19 protein-coding genes and 1 pseudogene are annotated in these 22911 nt (G+C 56.5%); 11 read left to right on the top strand and 9 right to left on the bottom strand.

Features of this window, described 5'->3' with window-relative positions; translation table 11 throughout:
* Positions 1 to 51: 51 nt before the first annotated feature.
* From IKP20_06545 to IKP20_06570, 6 genes and pseudogenes are all read left to right on the top strand, one after another.
* Positions 52 to 477, top strand: coding sequence for a hypothetical protein (locus IKP20_06545; protein MBR4504610.1), 426 nt, complete (start codon positions 52 to 54; stop codon positions 475 to 477).
* Complete coding sequence (locus IKP20_06550) at positions 474 to 953, top strand: DUF2085 domain-containing protein (GenBank protein MBR4504611.1); 480 nt, start codon at positions 474 to 476, stop codon at positions 951 to 953. Before IKP20_06545 ends, IKP20_06550 begins: the two co-directional genes overlap by 4 nt.
* 187 nt (positions 954 to 1140) lie before the next feature.
* Positions 1141 to 1347, top strand: a complete 207-nt coding sequence (locus tag IKP20_06555) for a hypothetical protein (GenBank protein MBR4504612.1) — start codon at positions 1141 to 1143, stop codon at positions 1345 to 1347.
* Between the two features lie 21 nt (positions 1348 to 1368).
* Positions 1369 to 2103, top strand: coding sequence for a hypothetical protein (locus tag IKP20_06560; protein ID MBR4504613.1), 735 nt, complete (start codon positions 1369 to 1371; stop codon positions 2101 to 2103).
* A gap of 1 nt (position 2104) precedes the next feature.
* Complete coding sequence (locus tag IKP20_06565; protein ID MBR4504614.1) at positions 2105 to 3271, top strand: AAA family ATPase; 1167 nt, start codon at positions 2105 to 2107, stop codon at positions 3269 to 3271.
* Positions 3268 to 4149 (top strand): annotated as a pseudogene (locus tag IKP20_06570) (TIGR00269 family protein). Before IKP20_06565 ends, IKP20_06570 begins: the two are co-directional and overlap by 4 nt.
* Here IKP20_06570 and IKP20_06575 read toward each other — a convergent pair.
* The 3 genes from IKP20_06575 to IKP20_06585 form a co-directional block, all read right to left on the bottom strand.
* Positions 4105 to 5034: a DUF2099 family protein gene (locus tag IKP20_06575; protein MBR4504615.1), complete on the bottom strand. Its 930-nt coding sequence runs from the start codon at positions 5032 to 5034 to the stop codon at positions 4105 to 4107. The pseudogene IKP20_06570 and the gene IKP20_06575 overlap by 45 nt on opposite strands.
* 185 nt (positions 5035 to 5219) lie before the next feature.
* Entirely contained in the window at positions 5220 to 6692 is a 1473-nt protein-coding gene (locus tag IKP20_06580; protein MBR4504616.1) for an IS66 family transposase, read from the bottom strand.
* A 3-nt stretch (positions 6693 to 6695) separates the two neighbouring features.
* On the bottom strand, positions 6696 to 7064 hold the full coding sequence (locus IKP20_06585) for a hypothetical protein (protein MBR4504617.1): 369 nt from the start codon (positions 7062 to 7064) through the stop codon (positions 6696 to 6698).
* Positions 7065 to 7323: 259 nt separating this feature from the next.
* On the opposite strand from IKP20_06585, the gene IKP20_06590 reads away from it, so the two are divergent.
* A complete protein-coding gene (locus tag IKP20_06590; GenBank protein ID MBR4504618.1) occupies positions 7324 to 8802 on the top strand; it encodes a DUF853 family protein in 1479 nt (492 codons plus the stop codon).
* A 50-nt stretch (positions 8803 to 8852) separates the two neighbouring features.
* Here the strand turns inward: IKP20_06590 and cysS are convergent, their stop codons facing one another.
* Positions 8853 to 10298 (bottom strand): cysteine--tRNA ligase, encoded by a 1446-nt coding sequence (cysS, locus tag IKP20_06595; GenBank protein MBR4504619.1) that lies wholly within the window; start codon positions 10296 to 10298, stop codon positions 8853 to 8855.
* Between the two features lie 109 nt (positions 10299 to 10407).
* Between cysS and IKP20_06600 the strand changes: the two genes are divergently transcribed.
* Positions 10408 to 10989, top strand: a complete 582-nt coding sequence (locus IKP20_06600) for a flavin reductase family protein (protein ID MBR4504620.1) — start codon at positions 10408 to 10410, stop codon at positions 10987 to 10989.
* A 36-nt stretch (positions 10990 to 11025) separates the two neighbouring features.
* Here IKP20_06600 and IKP20_06605 read toward each other — a convergent pair whose 3' ends face one another.
* From IKP20_06605 to IKP20_06615, 3 genes are all read right to left on the bottom strand, one after another.
* Positions 11026 to 11664 carry a VWA domain-containing protein gene (locus IKP20_06605; GenBank protein MBR4504621.1) on the bottom strand — a complete coding sequence of 213 codons (639 nt, stop codon included), beginning with the start codon at positions 11662 to 11664 and terminating at the stop codon, positions 11026 to 11028.
* Between the two features lie 63 nt (positions 11665 to 11727).
* Positions 11728 to 12408 carry a class I SAM-dependent methyltransferase gene (locus IKP20_06610; protein ID MBR4504622.1) on the bottom strand — a complete coding sequence of 227 codons (681 nt, stop codon included), beginning with the start codon at positions 12406 to 12408 and terminating at the stop codon, positions 11728 to 11730.
* Between the two features lie 135 nt (positions 12409 to 12543).
* The gene (locus IKP20_06615) at positions 12544 to 13899 is read right to left on the bottom strand and encodes an MATE family efflux transporter (GenBank protein MBR4504623.1); all 1356 of its coding nucleotides are present in this window, start codon (positions 13897 to 13899) and stop codon (positions 12544 to 12546) included.
* A gap of 200 nt (positions 13900 to 14099) precedes the next feature.
* Between IKP20_06615 and IKP20_06620 the strand changes: the two genes are divergently transcribed.
* Positions 14100 to 15452, top strand: coding sequence for a methyltransferase domain-containing protein (locus IKP20_06620; protein ID MBR4504624.1), 1353 nt, complete (start codon positions 14100 to 14102; stop codon positions 15450 to 15452).
* Positions 15453 to 15613: 161 nt separating this feature from the next.
* Here IKP20_06620 and IKP20_06625 read toward each other — a convergent pair whose 3' ends face one another.
* Both IKP20_06625 and IKP20_06630 read right to left on the bottom strand, forming a co-directional pair.
* A complete protein-coding gene (locus IKP20_06625) occupies positions 15614 to 16258 on the bottom strand; it encodes a putative Ig domain-containing protein (GenBank protein MBR4504625.1) in 645 nt (214 codons plus the stop codon).
* Positions 16259 to 16263: 5 nt separating this feature from the next.
* Positions 16264 to 17109: a hypothetical protein gene (locus IKP20_06630; GenBank protein MBR4504626.1), complete on the bottom strand. Its 846-nt coding sequence runs from the start codon at positions 17107 to 17109 to the stop codon at positions 16264 to 16266.
* 454 nt (positions 17110 to 17563) lie between these two features.
* On the opposite strand from IKP20_06630, the gene IKP20_06635 reads away from it, so the two are divergent.
* Entirely contained in the window at positions 17564 to 21979 is a 4416-nt protein-coding gene (locus IKP20_06635; GenBank protein ID MBR4504627.1) for a leucine-rich repeat domain-containing protein, read from the top strand.
* A gap of 282 nt (positions 21980 to 22261) precedes the next feature.
* Positions 22262 to 22911, top strand: a 650-nt coding sequence (locus IKP20_06640) for a leucine-rich repeat domain-containing protein (GenBank protein ID MBR4504628.1), incomplete at its 3' end; no start/stop codon positions are given.

The following is a 22911-nucleotide window of genomic DNA, read 5'->3' on the forward strand; positions in this document are numbered from 1 at the left end:
GGTTGCGCATACACGGCATCGGTTAAATCTGTGTCCGTGATTTCTCCCATCATGTTGGGCGAAGATAAGCTGGAGCCATTTTGGTCGGGGCTCTACGACAGGATCGGTGAGCTTTCCAGCGTGCGCGCGGATAGGCCGGGAAAGAAAGATCGGATGAAGTTCGATCCCGGGATCAAGAATCTGCATTTCGTGGCGGGATTGTCCGAGGGCGTCGCTTGGTTCGAGATCCGCATCGGGCAGGGCTTCCCGGACCCGGAGATAATACTGTCCAAAGCAGATGAGCTGTCTTCGAGGGTGGGATGCGTCTTCGTGCCGAACGCCGAGACCAAAAGGGAGCGCGCCCTCAGAGCGGAGATGCCTTTCGATTCGGAGAGCTTGGACGCATGGGAATACGCATACTCCTGGTTTGAGAAGGTTATCAAGATTTCGTCGATGGTCTGCATCAAACAATGCCGCAGGGCTGCGATCGTCGTATGAAGCGCATAATGCTGTTCTTCGTCGCGATAGCTTCGATCTTCTTGGCGATGTTCATCTTGGCACCTTTCGCCGCCCCTTATGGGACGTATTGGGGTCTGGACGGCAGCCCAGCCCACATCGACCATGATTGGAGCATCTCCGAATTCCCGTATCTGTTGGGGGATATTCTGTGCCATCAGAAGGCGGCGAGAAGCTTCGTTCTCAACGGGTCTCAGATGCCGGTCTGCATAAGGGACACCGGTTTGCTGCTGGGATTCGCGCTCGGATGTTTGGCGCACCTCGTTGCCGATTTGAAGATCGGGAGGAAGCAGATCGCCATAGCCTCTGCGATGGTCTGCTTCACGATAGTCGAATGGGCGGTCGAGCCCTATTTCGGAGACCTTCCCATCACCAGGTTCCTTACGGGGGTCGTATCCGGAGCCGGCGTAGGAATCATTCTGGGCTGGCTGATCCGTTACGAGATAGAAAAGAATTGAAGGATGCGCAGGCGATTGCGCCTGACGCGGGCCTGTCCAAGTTCAAATTGAAGGAGCTCGGTCGTCTCCATGCATAAGGAACGGGTCTTACCGCTACGCATCCCATAGATTCCATGCCGAGAAGATATAAAAGAGATGCGGGAAGTTCGCGGATATTTTTAATTGCCTTATTTCAGATACCCTGCGCATGAAGATATACGATGCCTATAGGATGGCCATCGAAGCCGGGATCTCCAAGGACCCGCGCCCTCAGGCAGAGATTCAGAGGGCCCTGTCCAAGGCGAAGGAAGCGTATGACCGCCTTCCCGAGGACAGGAAGGATCTTTTCGATCCCGAGCGCCTCTGGAATCCATATGCCGATTCCCGTTTCTCCGTCATGGCCGAGGAAGCCTAGGATCTGGAGGCGGAGGCCATCATGTGGGGCATCGACATAGGGCCGGCGGAGATCCTGCTGGCCGACAGGCTCAGGGAGAAAGGGAGAACGATTTCTGCGGTGGCCGCCCACCATCCGATCGGGACCGCCCGCACATGTTTCCCGGAGGTCGTGAGTTTGCAGGCCGATCTCTACCACAACGCAGGGGTGCCGATAAACATCGCCGAATGCGTCATAGCGCCGAGGACCGAGGAGGTTCTGAGGGGTGTAATGGGATCCAACTACAACCAGGGGGCGGACGCGGCCAGGCTTCTCGGGATCCCTCTGTTCAACGTCCACTGCCCTGCTGACAACATGGTCCAGAGCTATCTGACCGATCTTTTCGGCAGAGTCAATCCTTACAGGTTATCAGACATCATCGACGCCCTTTACACGGAGCCGGAATACCGCGATGCAGCGAGGTTCAACTCTCCTCCGAAGATAATGGTAGGCAATCCGGATTCCCGCTGCGGGAAGGTGATCTGCAAGATGAACGGCGGGACCTCGTCCCCCAAGGAGATCTATGAGAAGCTGGCTTGGGCGGGCGTCGGAACCGTAATCGGAATGCATTTTCCGGACAGCCATCTCGAAGAGGCCAGAAAGTTCGGCGTGAATCTGGTCATATCCGGGCACATGTCCTCGGATTCTTTGGGCGTCAATCTCATATGCGATATCTGGGAAAGAGAGGGGATAGAGATCATCCCCTGCTCAGGATTCACGCGCCACAGCAGGAATTGAGATGTTCGAGAGAGGCTCCCGCATAATCCGCGACCCCAAGGTCTTCGATTACGACTACGTACCTCCGAAGCTGATCGGCAGGGATGAGCAGCTGAGCACGATGGAGCTCCTCTTCCGCCCTCTTGCGGAATACGGAAGGTCCTGCACCGCCGTTCTCATGGGTCCGGTCGGAACCGGAAAGACCGCAGCCGCGAAATGCTTCTGCAGGGACCTGGCCGAGCACTGCGCCAAAAAAGGCTCGCCCATAGAGGCGATCTTCGTCAACTGCAGGGCGAGAAACTCCGAGGCGGCCGTGCTCCTCCAGATGGTCCAGCATTTCGACAGAGGGTTCCCGGACAGGGGTTTCTCGCCCGACCAGATGTGGAGGGCGCTCAGGCAGCAGATATCGGGTGAAGGGAAGGATATAGTCATAGTTCTGGACGAGGTCGATGTTCTCCTGAAGAAAAGCTCGATGGATCTGGTGTATCAGATATCGCGCTTTACGGAAGGCGGTCCGGACATAGGCCGCTCCGTATCGCTGGTCATGATCTCCCAGGAGCCGCTGTTCGATCTCTTGGACGAGGCTTCATTCTCCTCTTTCCGCAGGACGAACTCTGTCATCTTCGACAGATATGACATGCCGGAGCTGAGGGAAATAGTCCTCCAGAGAGCCAACGCCGGGATATTGCCCGGAAGGATAGGGGACGAGCCGATCGACATGATCGCTGAATCCGCCTCCGAATACGGCGACGCCAGGATGGCGATAGAGCTTCTGGACAGGGCCGCTAATATGGCCGAGGGAGAGGGAGCCGACGAGATCGATGCGGAGCATGTGCGCGGAGCGAAGGCCATGATATACAGCACAGTGTCCGAATCCAAGCTCAAAACATTGGACAGGAGCAGGATGCTGGCTCTGCTGGCCGTTTCCAGGGCGATAAGAAAGCAGACGTCGATAAGCATCACGGCCGCGGAGAAGACTTACGCCGTTGTCTGCGAGGAATACGGGGAGACCCCGAGGAAGCACACCCAATTCTGGACCTACATCCAAGACATTGAGAAGCTGGGCGTCATCAAGACGGCGGTCGTGAACGAGGCCAGCGGCAGGACCACGAGGATATCCCTCCCGGGAATCCCGTCTAAGGTCCTGGCCGAGAAGGTCGAAACCTTGATCGAGAAGGCTTCCGAATGAGATGCGACATCTGCGGAGAGGACGCGGTCACCTTCATCAGATACAACGGCACGCACCTCTGCGGCAGGCACTTCATGCGCTATGTCGACAGAAGGGTGAAGAAAGAGATCAGGAAGCAGATCCACGTCTACTCGGGCGACAAGATAGCCGTGGCCGTCTCAGGCGGCAAAGACAGCATGCTGGCTCTGTCGATGGTATCGTCTGTTTTCGGCCCCAGGAATGGGATAGAAGTTCATGCGATAACAATCGACGAGGGGATAGAGGGATACCGTCCGCCGAGCGTGGACATAGTCCGCAGGTATTGCGAATCCAACGGGATAGCTTTCCATCTCAGGTCTTTCACGGAGTTGGGGGTGACCATGGACGGGATCGCGCCGCTGTCCGAAGAGAGCAGTCCATGCACTTATTGCGGGGTGTTCAGGCGCCGTCTGATGAACGACGAAGCGCGGAAGATCGGCGCGAAATACCTGGCTACCGGCCATAACCTTGACGATATGGCCCAATCCGTGATGATGAACTTCGTCCGCGGAGACGTGGAGAGGCTTGCCCGTCTTGGTCCCCATGAGAAGGTCCAGCCCGGGCTCATACCCAGATTCCTTCCTTTGAGGACGATCCCGGAGAAAGAGACTCTTCTGTATGCGTTGGTCTCCGGGCTGGAGTTCTGGGACGGGGAATGCCCCTATTGGAAAGAAGCCCTCAGAAATCAGTACCGCGACATAGTCGACGATTTGGAGGAGCGCTCCCCCGGCTCGAAATTCAGCATCCTTTCTTCGTACGACACGCTGCGTCCGATGCTGTACAGGGAGCTGCCCCCATCCAATCTAAAGCTTTGTTCATGCGGGGAGCCGACCGTGGGCAACCGGTGCAAATCCTGCGAGCTCCTTCAGGAGGCCAGGAGAAGAATCTCCGGCGGGGCGCGATCGCAGAAGGGGATTCGGATTCACCCACTCCGGGCTTCCGTCCCACGGCTCTTTGCCTATCGAATGCAGTTTCCCTACGACCATCTCCTTCCCGATGTCGGTGACCGCGAAGATCTGCACTTTGTTTCCCGCGATTATTATATCGTCTCTTCTGGACAGAGCCTCTTCCCTCAGAGGCCCGGAAGCGCAGGCTGTTATGAAATCGCAGTTATCGAACATCGCTTTGGCATCGCATCTGCTGGTGCCGGAGGTATGGACGGCTATTATCACGGCTCTGCTCCCGTATTTTTCTCTGATGAATTTGGCGTCGTCCGCATTGGTGACGGTGACCGAGAATCTTTCATATCCGCGGGCGGCGGCCTTTTCCGCACACGCTTTCTGATCTATCTTTGCCGTATCCGGGTCAAGAACGTTTTCCGGTCCAACATCGGCAATGACCTTTTTCAGAGGGCTGGTCTCGATTATCCCGGAAATCCTGCCGCACATCCCCTGGACGATCTCCGGGTCTTCGCTTATGAAGCTTCCGGCCCCATCGGCCACGATCACCGAGGCTTGGATCTGTCCCTTGGACAGCGCCGTCGAGAGGATCTCCGACACTCCGAAGGTTACGTAGTCTCCGGCGCGCGCGACGCGGTTCTCCGTGAAGAGCCCGAAGTCCTTTATGCGGAATTCGATGTTCTTGCGGACGGCTTCCGTATCGATATTCTCGATCCCCAGCAATTTGTTGAACAAAGGGCAGAATCTCAGCTTCGGAGGTTCGATGCTCACTATCTTTCCGTTCTCGACGGTGACTACGGCCAATCCGAGCACTTCCATAACGTGGTGGTCTTTGGTCTCGCCCATGACTGAAGATTTCGTTGCGTCCGTATATCGTTTGCTGTGCTGTTTGTAAGACTATAGTCTATTTTATAATAGCACTATAGTCTGTAATCTCGCGAATCAGAGTGACATCCAGGTATCTTGAAACTTGAGTCCTATAGTGTAACTATTCAGAACCCTCTCTTTCGATAGAACTATGGTGTGAAAACTTACACAGAGTTCTGAAGCTTTGAAAGTGCCTCTTTCAAGGATCCGAAGGCGTTTCCGCCTTGTTTCCTGACGGTGCTGAGATATGACATAACCCAAAGATGCCTTCTGGCACCGCCGACTGTGCGGAAGCATCCGCTGACCTTGGTCTTCGTCTTCAGGTTGCGTATGTCACGCTCGGCTTGATTATTATCAAACGGTGCCCTGAAATCGTGGAGGAAAAGCGTCACCGAACCTTTCAGGGCGCGGAGGCGCTCGATGAGAGCGCGCTCCTTGCCAAGCTTTATTCTCCCCCTCTTCCTCTCGTCCTGAACCGGCGGAGGAGGGCGCTCGGAATCCGCCAAGCTGAGTATCTTGTCGTACCTTTCATCGAAGTAACCCAGAGTGACTGCGTCGATGGACCTCCTCCCCGTGGACAGCGCACATTCCTTCTCGGACTTCATCTGTAGAAGCAGCCTTTTCATTTCTCCGGGCCATTCATGGCCCGGTTCCATCTCCTCTATCGCTGTCAGCTCCCTAAGAATGTGGGCGCAGCAGACGGAATGCTCGACCTCGAAGCCGCCCCAATACGACAGCCAGCAGTCGTGGACGGCTATCCCCCTGAACTTCCCAAGAACACCGTTCTCCAGAATCCCTTCTATCCCGCGCTTTTCGCTGATGGTTTGGTAGGTCAGTTCTGCCGTTGAAGAATTGTGGACCCACATGAGTTTGCCGCCGCACCTCACTCCGGTCTCATCGAAGTGGCACACATCGCGTTTGACGATGCTCTGGCGGATCCCTTCCAAAGCGTCTTCGACGCTCTCGGCGCATTTGCGGACCATGGATTCGACCGTAGCCGGAGACAGTGATACGCCGAACATGCTGCGGATTATGTCACTGACACGCGAGAAGCTGATCGCCCCGTACGTGTTGAGGATCCCAGCCACGGCTGCGAAGGAATCTCCGTACTGGACATGCGCATCCACGTCTTCGGGGAACCGAACGCGCGACATCTCCTCTGGACCCTGCCAGTTCCCCATAGGGCACGATTTGGCGCCCATAGACCTGTATTCGCGGACCCTCACGTCCATGACCGCGTCTACCACGAATCTGCTCTCGCCAGCCTCAAGGGTTTTATCGCTAATGCATTTGGCCAGATTGGGGCAGCCCGAGCAGCTTTCAGGGATGCAAGGGATGACCTCGTCGGGTTCGTGGGGGACACTCATATTGTGCCCTTCGTGCCCTAGCTGGCCGCCGGGCCTTTTGCCGCTCTTGACGCGCTGGCTCTTGGGCGCAGGCTTCGCGTAGCCGTCGCTGGAAGGGGGCTTAGAGCTGTTTGTCGAATTCATCCTAGTCCTCCTTTCCAGCTCTTTGATCCTCTCTTGGAGCGCCTTGATCATTTCGTCCTTGGCCAGGCAATCCTGTAGCAGACGATCGATGTATGCCAGCAGATCTTCTCTGCTGGCATTGCGGTATGAATCGGAATGCTCTTCCATCTCTCACTCGGATGATTCGAGGGCGCGCCTGATTCTGTCTAGCACTGACGTCTTCTTGCTGAGCTGCATCTCCAGATCTAGCACTTTCTTTCTAAGCTCGAGTATTTCCGCATCCTTTTCGTCCTGGGTAGGACTCAATTTGTGCCCCTCGGCGAAAGATTTCGGTAATTGGGGGTCCGCGGCAGCGGACCATGTTGCCGATCCCCTTCTGCCCGTGGGTACGATCTCGCCCGTGTCTGGATCAATCTTTCCTATCAACTTGCGCTTGTTGCGGGCCTGATGCTTATCTTTGTCCCAGTATGATGTGGATTCATAGACATAGGTCACCCCGGTCTTCTTGTTGGTCATTTTCACGATAGACGTCGCTTCCACCGCAACTATATAGTAATAGGTATATATAAATATACCTATTTTGACATATGTAGGTATAATTTATACCTATGGAGTTATCGAAAACACGTTCAATTTAATGAGGTAAGACTACAGTCTGGAGAGGGTTCTGAATAGTTACCCTATAGTTGATAGAACTATAGTGTCATTGTATTTTCATGGTTTCCTTTTTCCTCCGGACAATCACTTATTTATCAGAAAGCGCTTACTTTTATGGCCCGGCAGTGCCGGCGGTGTTAAAATGTATTCGGAAGGGAAGATCTGGATAGCCAAAGGCGATGAGAGGGTGTATTTGCTTCCCCGCATGTCCAACAGGCACGGCCTGATTACGGGAGCCAGCGGAACCGGGAAGACAGTGACCATGAGGGTTCTGGCCGAATCGTTCAGCGACGCGGGCGTGCCAGTCTTCTTCAGCGATATGAAAGGGGATGTCGGCGGCGTATGCAAGGCCGGGGAAGATACGGAGAAAATGCGCGGCCGCGCGGAGAAGCTGGGCGCCGAGGGATTCGAATTCAAAGGCTTCCCAACCGTTTTTTGGGACGTATACGGGGATTGCGGGCATCCGGTCAGGACGACTGTCTCCTCTCTGGGCGCTTCCCTATTAGCTCGCCTGATGGATCTCACCAACGTCCAGAGCGATGTTCTGGCTATGATATTCAGGATATGCAAGGACAAAGGCTGGGACCTGATCGATTCCAAGGACCTCATCTCCGTTCTCCAGCATATCGCCCAGAATCGCAACGATTACATCGCGGAATACGGGAACATGTCCTCCCAGACTTTGGGGGCGATCCAAAGGTCCGTCCGCACTCTCGAAGATGAGGGCGGCGATTTCTTCTTCGGCGAGCCGGCCTTGGACATCTTCGATTGGATAAGGACGGACGAGAACGGGAAGGGCGTTCTGAATGTCCTGAATTCCGAGAAGCTGGCGAGGAGCCCGAAGCTTTACAGCACGTTCATGATGTGGCTGATCCAGGAGCTGTTCGAGAGGCTTCCGGAAGCCGGGGACCCAGAGAAGCCGAAGCTCGTGTTCTTCTTCGACGAGGCCCATATGCTGTTCTCAGACGCTCCGAAGCCGGTGATCCAGAACATAGAGCAGATGGTCAAGCTCATCAGATCCAAAGGCGTCGGAATCTATTTCGTTTCTCAGAGCCCCTCGGACATACCGGACAGCGTCCTTGCGCAGCTGAGCAACCGCGTCCAGCATGCCCTCCGCGCTTACACTCCGGCGGAGCAGAAATCGGTGAGGGCGGCAGCATCATCGTTCCGCACCAATGAGAAGTTCAAGACCGAGACCGCCATCACCGAGTTGGGAGTGGGAGAGGCGTTGGTCTCCTGCCTGGACGAGAAAGGCATACCTTCGATAGTCGAGAGGGCTTTCATCCTTCCGCCTCAGAGCAGCCTGGATCCTCTGAGCCCGGCAGAGTATGAGAGCATCATAAAATCGTCCCGCTTCGAATCCAAGTACAGGGAGCGCCAGGAGAGGCAATCCGCATACGAGACTATGAAGGGCATGGAGGAGGAGAAGCAGAAGATGGAAGCGAAGGCCGCGGAATCCAAAGCCAAAGCCGCTCCGAAATCTGCCGCGACAGCATCCGCCAAAAGCCGCTCGTCCAAAAGCACGGCAACGAAAGTCGCGGAGAAGGCCATCAACAGAGCGGCGGCCACCGCCGGTAGGGAGATCGGCAAAGGCATTCTCAAAGGCCTGTTCAAGAAATAATCGGCGGCTCCGAAGCAAGCCGCCAGAAACGGTTTAGGAAGGGGATCCGATCAGATCCTCTTCCATTTCACTCCATCCGCGGAGTCTTCCAATTGGATGCCCGCTTCTTTGAGCCTGTCGCGGATCATGTCGGCGTACTGATACATCTTGTTCTTGCGCATCTCCCCGCGGAGGTCGATGAGTATTGATACCAGCGAATCGATAGCTCCATCGTCTGCTTCTTTCGGCTTCGGGATTATGTTCAATATGCCGTTGAACTCATCTATGAGCTTCAGGTGCCTCTCAGCCGCCTTCTTGGACAGGGTCTTCTCGCCCATCGCTTTGTTAGTCGCCCTGGCCATCTGGTACATCACTTCGATGGCGGCGCGGGTGTTGAAGTCGTCGTCCATTGCGTTCCTGAACGCTTTCCTGTAGGATTCGATGAGATCGCAGCAGTCGTCGCTCTCGGCATCCCCATCAGGGCCGTTCTTGGCGCATTCCATTAAGCTTTCGTAGTTGTTGGCGAGCCTCGAGAGCGCGGCCTTGGATTCGTTGAGGATGTCCTCGCTGTATTCCAGCTCGCTCATGTAGTGCGCGTTGAGGAAGTAGAATCTGATGGTCTGAGGGTCGAATTTCTTCGAGACATCCTTCACGGTGAAGAAATTCCCTTTGGATTTAGACATCTTCTCGGCTTCGCTCATGCCTTGGCCTCTGACGATGAGCATCCCGTTGTGCATCCAATAGTTCGCCAGGGGTTTCCCGGTCACGGCTTCCGATTGAAGGATTTCGTTCTCGTGGTGCGGGAACACAAGGTCGTTGCCTCCGCCGTGGATGTCGATCTGCTCCCCAAGGTATCTCTCGATCATCGCGGAGCATTCGATGTGCCACCCGGGCCTTCCAGGGCCCCAGGGGGAATCCCAGGAGCATTCACCGGGTTTGGCCGCTTTCCATATCGCGAAATCCATGGGATCGATTTTGCTCTCATCGAGTTTTTTGAGTCCGGATCTTATTCTCTCGGACTGCTGCATATCGTCCAGATTCCTTTTGCTGAGCTTCCCGTAATCTTTGACCTTGCGCACAGAGAAATAAACGCTGCCGTCTTCGGTGGCATATCCGTAGCCGCTGTCGATGATCTTCTGGACCATCCTGATGATGTCTCCGATGCATTCGCTGGCTTTGGGATAGATGTCAGCTTTGTTTATCCCGAGTTTCTCCGCATCCTCGAAGTATTTCCTGATGTATTCCGCGGAGAGCTCCAAGGGCTCTATCCCCCTTTCCGCCGCCCTTTTTATGATTTTGTCGTCCACGTCTGTGAAGTTGGTGACGTGGGTGACCTGATATCCGAGATATCTCAGATAGCGGGCGACGGTGTCGAATACGATCATGCTTCTGGCATGGCCCATGTGGATGTCATCGTACACGGTGACTCCGCAGACGTACATGCGAACCTTGCCAGGCTCTATCGAAACGAATTCTTCTTTGGAATTGGTCAGCGTGTTGTGGATTAACAGAGACATCGCGCCCCAATAGGGCAGATGATAGATAAGTTTGCACCTTGGGTCCGTTATGATCGTCGGATGAAGGCAGGAAAGATATACCTATGAAGATGTTCGCAATCCGATACAAATGAGAAAGGATTTCGGTTCAAAGCCTTGCGTCTATCCGATGCCGGTGTTCATAATCGCCACTTACGGGGAGGACGGCGTCCCCAACGCCATGAACGCGGCATGGGGAGGCATCGCCGAGGAGGACAGGATAACGATATGCCTTGATCCCTCGCACAAAACCACCGAGAACATACTCGCCAAGAAGGCGTTCACGGTGAGCATGGCCACGGAGGACTATGTCGCCGAATGCGATTACGTAGGCATCGTATCGGCCAACGACGTCCCCGACAAATTCGCGAGGGCAGGGTTCCATGCCGAGAGAAGCGGGAAGGTCGACGCGCCGCTGATAAAGGAGCTGCCGATGGCCCTGGAATGCGATTTAATAAGCTTCGATGAGAGCACTTGCACCCTCATAGGGAAGATCGTGAACGTCTGCGCCGACGAGAGCATCCTCACGGACGGAAAGATCGATCCCAAGAAGCTCAGGCCGATAGTCTACGACACCGTGAACAAGAGATACTACTCCTTCGGGTCTGAAGTCGGGAAAGCGTTCGGAGAGGGGAAGAAGCTGATCCGAGGGCCTCTCCGATTTTTCAGATAAAATGAGGTTCCGGGGGATCCCCGGAGCCCGTTTGAATCAGGACTTGATGTCCTTGCTCCAGTCGTCCGATATGGATTCGCTGGCTTTGTCCTTGCTTCTCCTGACTTCGGCGACCACTTTCCCGACCGCGGCGAACATGGAGCTCGCGCCCGCCTCGTTCTGCTCATAGTTGGCAGCGCGGTTGGCGTCGATGCCGAGGGATGCCGCTTCGGTAACGGAATCAATGTTCGCTCCTATGAACAGGAATTCCCAATCCTCTTTCTTGCGGGTTTCGATCAGGTTCTTTATCGTGTCGCGCCTGTATTCGTGGCTGGCGTTCTCGTAGCCGTCCGTTATTATGACGAACATCGTTTTCCCGGGTTTCGAAGATTCTTCGGCCCCGTCCTGCTTGGCTTTGATGCTGTTTATCGTCTTTCCGACGGAATCCAGGAGCGCTGTGGACCCTCTGACAAAGTATTCTTTGGAGGTCATTTCGGGGATTTCCTTGAGGGAGACCCTGTCGTAAAGCAGTTCGTACTGGTCGTCGAAGAGGACCACCGTTACCAGCGCGTCGCCCTCTTCCTTCTTCTGCTTCTCGATCAGAGAGTTGAAGCCGCCGATGGTATCGCTCTCTTTACCGCTCATGCTTCCGCTTCTGTCGAGTATGAATACCAATTCCATCAGGGACTGATCCATGGCCGGTTAATGGCAATTCAGATTAAAAAATCATCTTTCCGAAGGGCCTATGGGGCAGGTTTCTCAGGCCCTTCGCCTTTTCACCCCGATGAAGGCCCCCATTTCGCCATCCTCGCTCACGACTCTTTTCGCGTCTATCCCTGCGGCGGCCATGAAAGCGATCATCTCGGAATCTTTGTACACATTCATCGGAGGCTCTGCGTTGGCCTTGGCTTCCTCGTAGTTGTCGTCAGTGATAGGTTTGCCGTCCGGGATGCATATGGTGGCTCCCTCGGCCATGACGCGGCCGATCTCCTTGAATGCCTTGCCGATGTCCTCCCAGAAGAAGTAGCTGGCATTGGAGATGACGAGTCCGAATTTCCCGTCCTCGTAAGGCATGTCGTGGACGTCCCCGATGATCAGTCTGAGCCTCCCCTCGTCGATGAAGTATCTGTCGTACTCGCTGGCGTATTGGTATGAGACCTCGGAGATGTCGATGCCGTATCCTCTGGCTTTGGTGAACCTCCTGAGGATGAGCCTGGAGACGATACCGCCTCCGTACCCTATGTCGAGGATGAACTCCGGGTCGATGTCAGGTATCTGGGCGATGGCCCATTCGATCCCGGGGCGGTGCCCTTCGTTCATGTGGTCTATGACCGACGGTCCGAGGTCGCCGTGGGGCATCCTGCATTGCATGATGTCGAAGTTCTCTTCCCCGTATCTGGGCGCTTCCGGCCTAGCCTTTCTGTCGAGTATGTTTGCCATGTCGCTGAACCTCCCGCAATATCCGGGCATTTCGCTGGGATGATGGGTGGGATGCAATCGCCAACATATGATAAAGGATATTCTCCGCAGGATATCGGATTCTTGAAGAACATCCGGCCGGAGTTCAGGCACCCATCATGCGGTCTGCTGTCCGGCTTCCCTCATCAGCCTTCTCATGCTTGCATAAGCCAGAGCCATCACGATGCATCCTCCGCCTATGTTCAGCGCGGCCATTATCAGCATGATACCCTGGAACGGATCGATGCCCAGGAATCCGTACGCCGACAGCGCGAACAGGATCAGCCTCAGAATCGACCAGAACAGATCGAAATACATCGGGATCTTGGCCTTCTTCATGGCCTGGAGCAGCGAAGCTCCGATCCCTTTGATGGCCATGAAGGGCATCGTCAAGCATATGAGCCTCAGCGCCTGGGCAAGGTCCGGAAGCAAGGCGCCCATACTCTCCTCGTAAGTGAATATCGACATCAGAGGCTCGGCAAAGATGAAGATAAGCACTGTAAATACGGCCGCGATGCAAAGAGTCAGCTTCAGGGCGTAATCGGCCGCCCCCTTCATCTTGACGAGATCTTTCTGGCCGTACGAAGAGGAAGCGATGGGAAGCATCGAATGCTCCAGAGATTTCCCGGGGAGATTGAACAGGGACGTTATCCTGAACGGGTAGTTGTAGATCAGCACCGCCGTAGTCCCTCCCGCGACTATGATGAAAATCCTCTGGGCGAACACGGTGAAGTTGGTGATCAGGTCCTGGAATGTCTTCGGGATCCCGACGTTCATGATCTCTTTGACGGCATCCTTGGAGAAGCGGAAATTCGAGCGGTCCATCCTGACGGCGGTCTTGCCTTCGGCGTACCACCGCAATCCTATCATCAGCGCTATGAGGGCGGAAAGGCCTGTCGAGATTCCTGCGCCCATGATCCCCATGTTCAGCGCGTAGATGAGGAAGGGATCGAGGACTATGTTCAGAAGCGCCGCGGCCATCTGGATTGCGGTGGACTTGCGGGCCGCTCCCTCACCTCTGAACAGACCGCCGATGACGGAATGGGCCATCAGTATGGGAGCCATGGCTATGAACGGGATCATGTAGTCCCAGCATTCTGTCCTGATGTTCTCGGCGCCCAGAATCCATAAAGCAGGATCCATCGCGAAGAACATGATCGCAGAGGAAGCCAGACCAAGCAATATGCTGAGGATCATAGCGTTGCTGGCAATGGAGCCGGCGATCTCTTTGTTCCCTTGGCCAAGGCGGAACGCAATGGCGGAGGTAGCTCCGATCCCTATCCCCATGCCGGCGCACATAAGCAGGCCGTAGAACGATATCGACACGGAGATGGCCTCGGATGCGGACTTTCCCAGGCCCGATATCCAGAAGGTGTCCACGAACTGGTTGAGCTCGATGACCGCGAAAGCCACCAGGAACGGGACGAACATGCTCCGTATGGCTTTCTTGTAGTCCCCTAAGAGTATATCCAAGTCGGTGCCGTCGGATCTCAGCAGCTTAACCAGTTTCCCGCCCCCAATCAAATAATGGCCGATGCGTCCAACCGTATGCCCGCCGCAGATAACAGTTTTGCGTAACCGTTCCGCAATTGCATGGGAATATAGACCATAGCGATGATGACTGCGAGAAACAAAGCAGAAATACGGATGGATTAATGCTCCATGCGATTGAAATGCAGGAAATATGCCAGTTCATGAGGCCCCACGGGGAAGAGGGGAAGAAGGTCATTGAGGAGATGATAGAATCCCACAAGGACCAGATCGAGTGGGGCGTGCAGCAATTCCCGGAGATCCATCCGGAGAGGATCCTGGACATAGGGTGCGGAGGCGGGAATTTCTCGCGTCTGCTTCTTGAAAAATATCCCGGTTCCAAGGTATACGGGCTGGACATCTCCGAGACTTCCTTAGAATACTGCAGGGAATACAACGGGAAATACGTCGGCGAGGGGCGTCTGGAGCTCACGCTCGGAGATGTAATTGACATGCCATACGATGACGGGTTCTTCGACCTGATCGTCTCGAATTCCAGCTATTTCTTCTGGCCAGACCTCAGAGGGAGCATGAAGGAGATCGCCCGCGTGCTGAGAGAGGACGGGCTGGTCTGCATAACCACGGGCTGCCATTTCGAGAATCATTCCGACGCTGAAGGCGAGGAGTTCTGCGACGGGTTCCGCGTAGTCACCGGATCGGAGATGATGAGCTGCTACGAAGGGGCGGGGCTCAGATACCGCGCATGCGTAGGTCCCGGAGGCAGGAAATGCGCCTATTTCGGCAGGAAGGGAACCGACGATGAAGAAGGGATAAGGCAGCACATGCTCCCCCGCGGCGAGGAAGGGGAAGCGGTGCTGAAGAGCATGAACGATGATCACAGGCCACAGATACAGTGGGGGATAGACCATCTCCCAGAGATCCGCCCTTCGAAGATACTCGATGTGGGATGCGGCGGAGGGGTGTTCATCAGGCTCGTCCTGGAAAGGTATCCCGAGGCCAAAGGATTCGGGATAGATCTGTCCGAGCTTTCGGTGGAGCATGCGAGAGCCTTCAACGCCGATCTGGGTGACAGGGCAGAGTTTGAGATTGCCAATGTGGAGAGGCTGCCGTTCGGGGACGGGGAGTTCGATCTCGTAGTGTCCAATGCGAGCCACTTCTTCTGGCCGAACCTCGCCGAGGACATCAAGGAGGTGGGCAGGGTCATCAGGACGGGAGGCACGCTATGCTTCACCGCCGGGATACATTACGAGACCAAGCCCGCGGAAGAGGAGATGAAGGGCGAAGGCGTGAGGAATTACGCCATCGACAGCGAGATGATCGGGATGCTTGATGCGGCCGGAATCGACGCGGAATGCTTCGCGGATCCGGAGAGCGGAAGGTATGTCGCATATGTGGGGATCAAAAGGCGACGATATCGGAGTCTCATCATCAATGAATGCCTGTACTCCAGGCTTTTCCTCTACCAGCAGGTCAAGGACACGAGGGTGGAGGCGGATGTCTTCAGGTTCCCGTTGGCGTCTACGTTCAGGCCGTAGTTGCTCAGGACGCTCTGGGCCACTGTCGAGTCCGATCCGCTCACGTCGACCCCGTTGACGGAGAGGGATTTGACTGCCCAGGTGACGTTGGCGGGCCCTGCGGTCTTGGCGGTCGGGAAGGTCGAGGCGGTTCTCTGGACGCTGTAGACGTTGGGGGTGTTCTACCTGGCGACCTTTTCCTCGACGACGGCGGTGATGTCCCTGCTCCCTGCGGAGGTGCCGGTGAGGGTCTGGTGGAAGACGTAAGTCCCGGTTGCCGTCGGCTTCCCGGTGATCTTCCCGGTGGTGGCGCTGATGGTCAGTCCGATGTAGGATGTCCAGGCGCTGGTCGCGGTCCCGCCGTTCTTGCTCATGGTGGTCGTGACGGTTCCGGAGGTCGGGAACGCGGGCGCGGTCAGCTTGGTGGTGCCCTTGATCGCATAGATGGTGTAGTTCTGGGCGTCGACGGAGGCCGGGTTGGAGACCCCGACGGTCAGGGTGGTGCTCACGCCGAATCCGGGGCCGTTGGCGGGCTGCATGGTGGCGGTCCCCTCGGAGACCTGCGTGTATCCGCTGGAGGTTTGGCTGTACTTGCTCGGAGAGACCGACGTGCTCATGAAGTTAGTCGCGCTCGCGTAGACGCTCACGACGGTGTCGGGGAGGTTGAACGTCGGGGTCCAGGACCACGTCATCCCTCTGCCGATGTCCACGTTGGCCGTGTTGTCGGTGGCTCCCGTGCTCTGGTCGGACGCGAGCGCGGGGCTCACGGCGACGGCCAGCATCAGGGCCACGGCGACCGCGGCCAAGAATTTGCTTTGGCATTTCATGTCTATCACTCTTTGAAAACAGATCGGAGGCCCGTGAGCCCCCAGAACGCGCCCCTCGCCGACGACACGATCCCCTCCAAGATTCCGGGCGCGGACGGTGCGCGGAACTCCGGCTCCCCAGCCGCGACCTCGGAAGAGCCGAGCGGACGGGCGGCGGACGTGCTCTCGCACAGGACCCACCTCTTGCCGGACCATTCCCAGGCGAGGTCCGCCTTCACTTCGGATTCCACGCCCACGGCTATGTGGACGGGGAAGTCGAGAAGTATGGCGTCGTATCCCATCGCCAGGAGGACCGAGCAGAGGAGGACGGCGGTGTCTTCGCAGTCCCCTTTGTGGAGGTAGAGCGTCTGCGCCGGCGCGGCCCAGAATTCGTGGCGGCCGAACAGCTCCCCGTCCCCGGCGTATTCGACGGCCGAGCCGACGAACCTCAGCGCGGCGAGCTTCCGGACGTCGTCGGGGTATCCCCCGGTCTCCGACAGGATGTGCGCCGCGACCGCCATGACATAGGGGTCATCGGGGTCTATGAGCGCGGTCGGCGCCGTTATCAGCCCCGTAGGGCCTCTTACGGCCCGGTCAGGCCCGGCTCCGTAGTAATCCTTGTCCGTGACGTTCAGGCTCAGGGAGCAAAGGCGCCCCCCGTTCCCGTCGGGTCCGGGGCATATCCAGACGAACTCGTCCGATCTCTCTGTGGAGTCCGCGGCGAGCTCAAGGTGGTGTTCGGGCGCATGCGCCGCCCAAGGAGGAACCTGAAAGCGGCGTGGCGTTCCATGAATCGCTACAGCGCGGGGACGCTTATCAAATCTCGAAAATGTGCATTCCGAACGGATGATGCATGCGAACTTTAGATGCACAATAATTTTTGATGCACTGAATTCTTGTGATGCAAATGTGAAAGTTCAAATAGTATTGGCGTACGGACGCGCTTTCCGGGCAGATTTAAGCGGTGTGGAAGCATCATGCTGTCCATGGGGCTTCCGCGGGCGCTCAATCCGGAACTCAGCCTGCGCGGGGGAGCTATTTGAACTGATCTCTTCTCATGGTGGCCTGCGACATATGCCGATCCGACATGGGCTCGGGGTTCGTCGCGGACAGTCCGGTTTTGTGCATCTATTTTTATTCTTAACATCGGATTTATACCCGCCTACGGCATCGGTTGGAACGGCAGTCCGCCCGGCGGAATAGGAAAGGCGGCGCCGCGGATCGCTCCGCAAGCTGAACAATCAAGTGATATCAATGAAATCGAATGTTATTAGAGCTGGGCTTCTCGCATCCTTCTTATCGGTGTTTTTTGCCGCTTGCCTGCTCGTGCCTGTAATCGATGCATCGGCCGGAGGGGATTTCGGCGATGGGATGCATTGGGAACTGGATGACAGAGGTGTCTTGACGATCTCTAGCGAAGGGGCCACTGGGTCCTTGTACTATAGCAGTTATCCTTGGGAATATTGCAAAGACGACATTGCGAAAGTCATAATCGAAGATGGTGTCACGAGCATCGGGGACAGCACCTTCTACGGCTGCACCTCCCTCGCCTCCGTATCCATACCTGATTCGGTCGAAAGAATAGGGGGACTCGCATTCTACGGCTGCACCTCCCTCGCCTCCGTGTCCATACCTGATTCGGTTTCACACATCGGAGATGGTGCGTTCTCCAACTGCACTTTGCTCACAGAGTTCTCCGGTTCCTACGGTAAAATAGTCGACGGAATCATGTTGGTAAACGAGAAGACTCTAGTTACTTGCGCTGCTGGTTCAGGGGCATCGTTTGTAACCATACCGGATTCGGTCACGAGCATCGGATTGGACGCGTTCTGCGGCTGCACCTCCCTCGCCTCCGTCTCCATACCGGATTCTGTTATGGACATTGGCGGGGGCGCATTCTACGGCTGCACCTCCCTCGCCTCCGTCTCCATACCTGATTCGGTCGAAAGAATAGGGGAACTCGCATTCTCCGGCTGCACCTCCCTCGCCTCCGTCTCCATACCTGATTCGGTCGAAAGAATAGGGTGGCAAGTGTTCAACGGTTGCACCTCCCTCGCCTCCGTATCCATACCGGATTCGGTCACGTACATTGACAACTACGCGTTCTACGATTGCACCTCCCTCGCCTCCGTCTCCATCGGTGACGGGGTCACAAGCATAGGGATCAGCATGTTCTACAACTGCACCTCCCTCGCCTCCGTCTCCATCGGTGACGGAGTCCAGAGCATAGGAGAGAGTGCGTTCTGGGGTTGCACCTCCCTCGCCTCCGTCTCCATACCGGATTCGGTCACGAGCATTGATGACTACATGTTTTACAACTGCACCTCCCTCGCCTCCGTCTCCATACCTGATTCGGTAAAATCCATCGGGAATCAAGCATTTGATCGCTGCACCTCCCTCGCCTCCGTGGATATTGGGAACTCGTTGAAATCTATAGGGGAGAGTGCGTTCTGGGGCTGCACCTCCCTCGCCTCCATATCCATACCTGATTCGGTCACAAGCATCGGAGGGAGTGCATTCTTCACCCTGGTCTTCCTCGATTATGAGGGGAAATGGCTAACCAACACGCCAGAAGCCCTTGCCGGTCACTCTTTCATCGGCTCAGGCAACGGAATTCTGAAGATGGTCCCAGAACCATTGAACGTCGGAGAGAGGCTCACCTCCGGCGGCTTTGTTTACGAAGTAATGTCCCTGAACCCATATTCCGTATCTCTGGTCGGTTACGAAGGGTCTCCGTCTGCAGTCTCGATCTCTGTCTCCGTGGCTTATAGGGGTTGTGAGTACGCGGTTGAGTCGGTCGGCGACAAGGCTTTTTATGGGTGCTCCTCCTTGTCAAGTATTGACCTCGGATCCGTCTCTTCTGTCGGCCTCAAAGCGTTCGCGAACTGCTCCGAACTCATGTCGGTAACGGTCCCGGACACCCTGAAGCTGATCGGGGCCTACGCATTCTATAGGTGTGGCATCGAGTCTTTGATTATCAATGGCGATGACGTCTCGCTGGGGAAAAACGCTTTCAGCTCCTGCAAGGGCTTATCCAGTATAGACTTCCGTGGGGCTGCAGTATCCATCGGTAACAGTGCATTTTCAGGTTGCTCCTCCCTGTACTTTATTTCCATTCCAGATTCAGTTGCCAAGATCGACAACTGTGCGTTCTCCGGCCTGATCTTCCTCGGCCCAAGCGGAGAAGTTTTGGATCACACCCCAGAAGCTCTCGCCGGTCACCGCTTCATTAGATCTAGCGACAACGTGCTGAGCGTAGCGGTAGGCATCGAGATTGTCGCGTCAGGTGAGTGCGGGGACAACCTTTCATGGGAGTTGAATTTGAATGGCACCCTCACGATTTCTGGCGCTGGCGACATGTATAATTTTGATTTGAATAGCAATCTCGCCCCATGGCAGGAATATGATGTCAAGGAGACAATTGTATGCAAGGGGGTATCATCCGTAGGTAACTTGGCATTTGCGTATTGTGATTCTCTATTCTCCGTTTCCATACCGGATTCAGTCGTCAGCATAGGGGAGAAAGCATTCTATGAATGCAAGTCCTTGGCTTCCGTATCCATCGGCGACGGGGTCCAGAGCATAGGTGACCTTGCGTTTGCCTATTGCGAGTCCCTCCCATCCGTGGACATTCCGGATTCCGTGGCCTCCATCGGCAGCGGGGCATTCGGATTGTGCGGATCCCTTGCATCTGTTTCCATCGGCAGCGGGGTCCAGAGCATGGGGGACAGCGCGTTCTACGGCTGCACTTCGCTTACCTCCGTCACCATTCCCAGTTCGGTCGCTAACATCGGATTGTATACATTCTATGAATGCAAGTCCCTGGCTTCCGTTTCCATCGGCGACGGGGTCCAGAGCATAGGTGACCTTGCGTTTGCCTATTGCGAGTCCCTCACATCCGTGGACATTCCGGATTCCGTGGCCTCCCTCGGCAGCGGGGCATTCGGATTGTGCGGATCCCTTGCATCTGTTTCCATCGGCAGCGGGGTCCAGAGCATAGGGGTAAACGCGTTCACTGGCTGCCAATCGCTCAACGGATTCTCCGGGACATACAGCGGCATAGTCGACGGGATCATGTTGGTAAGCGGGACGGTCATAGTCTCATGCGCCCCAGGCCCTGAGGTGACAGCCGTCATTATACCGAATTTCGTGACCGGCATCGGCAACTATGTGTTCATCGGGTGTGCATCCTTGGCTTCCGTGGTCATGCCGGATTCTGTGACAGCCATCGGATACTCTGCGTTCTCTGGCTGTACTTCCTTGTCCTCCATCAATATCTCATCCGCGATCGATTACATCGACAGTGGGGCGTTCTCCGGCCTGATCTTCCTTGGCCCTGGCGGGGAGGTATTGCGCAGCACGCCTGAGAACCTGGCCGGCCGCTACTTCGAGGGCTCCGGCGACGGGACTCTTAGGATGGCCGCCAAGCCCTTGGACGTCGGGGAGAGGCTCGCATCCGGTGGGCTCGTCTATGAGGTTACTTCTCAGATTCCTGCATCTGTCTCCCTTGTCGGGTACGAGGGTTTCCAGTCCTCCGTAGATGTGCCCGCCTCTGTCTCGTGTCTCAGCTTCGAATATGCGGTCGTCTCCGTCGGCCCCAAGGCATTCTACGAGTGCGCGGGGCTGGAATCCGTCTCCCTGCCGGACACTGTGAAGGCCGTCGGGGACTACGCGTTCTTCAGGTGCGCGTCCCTGGAGTCCGTCGGTCTGGGGTCGGTGGAGTCCGTAGGACTGAAGTCGTTCTCCTACTGCAAGTCCCTCACGGAGATATCCATACCCGCGACCCTCAAGAGCATCGGCGGCTACGCGTTCTTCAGCTGCGGGCTCACCTCGATAGAGATACCCGGCGACGACGTGGTCCTGGAGGCCAGCGCGTTCAGCGCGTGCAAGAGCATGAGCGACATACGCTTCACAGGGCACGGGGCGTCCATCGGGAGGAACGCCTTCTACAACAATAACGGCGTGTCCAGCGTGGACCTCTCCACGGTCGCCTCTGTGGGCTTCAAGGCGTTCCCCTACTGCAACGGGCTCGTTTCCGTCACCATACCCGGCCACATCTCTTCTGTCGGCGAGTACGCGTTCTTCAACTGCGCCAATCTGAAGGAGGTGACAATCGAGGACGGCGTCAGGAAGATCGGGAGGAGCGCCTTCAGCGGGTGCAAGTCCCTGGAGATGGTGGACTTGCCGAAGTCTCTGGTGTACATAGGCCCGAACGCATTCTACGGAGTGAAATACCTGGACCTTGACGGCAACGCCATGGGCCAGACGCTGGAACTCCGCGGGCACGTGTACTTCGGTTCCGGGAAGGTCCTGCGCATGGCCGGGGACATCGAGGACGGCGAGCGGTTCTCCGCCGGTGGCATAGACTATGCCGTGTCCTCCGCGGGCTCCCGCGAAGTAACCGCCGTGGGCTTCTCGGGCTCCGTGGCTTCCTTGCCCGGCGAGGTGGCTTACAAGGGATGGACCCTCAAGGTGACGGCCGTCGCGGACAAGGCCTTCTACGGATGCTCCACTCTGAAGACAGCTGACCTGTCGAACGTAAGAACGATAGGCATGAAGGCCTTCGCCAACTGCGCTTCCCTCTCGGAGGTCGAGTTCGGGGACGGTTTGGAATCCGTCGGGGCCTACGCCTTCTACGGCCTCTCTTTCTATGACGGAGGGTCCAGGCTCCAGCCGGTCCCCGAGGCCCTGGCCGGGCACTCCTTCTCCGGATCGGACGCGAAGCTGTATCTCGTATCCTGAACTAAACCGGGGCTTCCGGTCCCCTCTCAGCCCCGGGCATAATGCCTCGGGGCGTCTCTCATTCCTTTGGACAGATTATGGGACGGGCCGGGCGGCCTTCGCCATCAGGCAGATGGAAGGCATGTCCCAATATCCGCTGTGGGCGATGCGGTTCGGTGCGTTTTTTATTTCCAGCTGTCGATATCAATCCGTTCTCGTCGGCCGGAACGATCGCCCGCCCGGCGGCATGCGGAAGGGCGGCGCCGCGGATCCGTCCGCGAGCCAATCAATCGAGTGATAGCAATGAAATCGACTGTTCTTAGATTCGGGCTTCTCGCGGCCCTCCTGTCGGCAATCCTTGCGGCGTGCCTGCTGGCGCCCGCGGCCGACGCATCTGCCGGAGGCGACTTCGGCGACGGGATGCATTGGGAGCTGGATGACGGCGGCGTCCTGACGATCTCCGGCGAAGGGGCCGTCGCGGTCCCCGACTCCGGCAGCTTCCCTTGGGAAAGCTGCAAAAGCGACATCGTGCAAGTCATAATCGAAGATGGCGCAACGTCCATCGGTTATGGCGCGTTCTACGACTGCAACTCCCTCGCCTCCGTGATCATCCCCGATTCAGTCAAAAGCATAGGGAGCATATCGTTCACATACTGCACTTCCCTCGCCTCCGTGGACATACCAGGTTCGGTCACCAGTATCGGGAATGATTCGTTCGCATACTGCACCTCCCTCGCCTCAGTAATGATGACGGACTCGGTTACCACCATCGGCAAGAGCGCTTTCTACAACTGCACCTCCCTCGCTTCTCTGTCCATCCCAGACCGCGTCGAGAGCATCGGCGACTATGCGTTCCAAAGCTGCACCTCCCTCGCCTCCGTGGACATACCCGGTTCGGTCACCACCATCTGCGAGGGGGTGTTCTACGGCTGCACCTCCCTCGCCTCCGTGAA

This window comes from Candidatus Methanomethylophilaceae archaeon, from assembly GCA_017524805.1.
In the GTDB taxonomy this organism is placed as follows: Archaea; Thermoplasmatota; Thermoplasmata; order Methanomassiliicoccales; family Methanomethylophilaceae; genus Methanoprimaticola.

Coding starts and splice junctions, on each gene's coding strand:
- IKP20_06580 (MBR4504616.1), bottom strand. CDS start 6,692: ATGGAAGAGCATTCCGATTCATACCGCAATGCCAGCAGAGAAGATCTG.
- IKP20_06610 (MBR4504622.1), bottom strand. CDS start 12,408: ATGGCAAACATACTCGACAGAAAGGCTAGGCCGGAAGCGCCCAGATAC.
- IKP20_06550 (MBR4504611.1), top strand. CDS start 474: ATGAAGCGCATAATGCTGTTCTTCGTCGCGATAGCTTCGATCTTCTTG.
- IKP20_06600 (MBR4504620.1), top strand. CDS start 10,408: ATGAGAAAGGATTTCGGTTCAAAGCCTTGCGTCTATCCGATGCCGGTG.
- IKP20_06590 (MBR4504618.1), top strand. CDS start 7,324: ATGTATTCGGAAGGGAAGATCTGGATAGCCAAAGGCGATGAGAGGGTG.
- IKP20_06555 (MBR4504612.1), top strand. CDS start 1,141: ATGAAGATATACGATGCCTATAGGATGGCCATCGAAGCCGGGATCTCC.
- cysS (MBR4504619.1), bottom strand. CDS start 10,298: ATGTCTCTGTTAATCCACAACACGCTGACCAATTCCAAAGAAGAATTC.
- IKP20_06565 (MBR4504614.1), top strand. CDS start 2,105: ATGTTCGAGAGAGGCTCCCGCATAATCCGCGACCCCAAGGTCTTCGAT.
- IKP20_06625 (MBR4504625.1), bottom strand. CDS start 16,258: ATGAAATGCCAAAGCAAATTCTTGGCCGCGGTCGCCGTGGCCCTGATG.
- IKP20_06560 (MBR4504613.1), top strand. CDS start 1,369: ATGTGGGGCATCGACATAGGGCCGGCGGAGATCCTGCTGGCCGACAGG.
- IKP20_06575 (MBR4504615.1), bottom strand. CDS start 5,034: ATGGGCGAGACCAAAGACCACCACGTTATGGAAGTGCTCGGATTGGCC.
- IKP20_06605 (MBR4504621.1), bottom strand. CDS start 11,664: ATGGATCAGTCCCTGATGGAATTGGTATTCATACTCGACAGAAGCGGA.
- IKP20_06545 (MBR4504610.1), top strand. CDS start 52: ATGTTGGGCGAAGATAAGCTGGAGCCATTTTGGTCGGGGCTCTACGAC.
- IKP20_06620 (MBR4504624.1), top strand. CDS start 14,100: ATGCAGGAAATATGCCAGTTCATGAGGCCCCACGGGGAAGAGGGGAAG.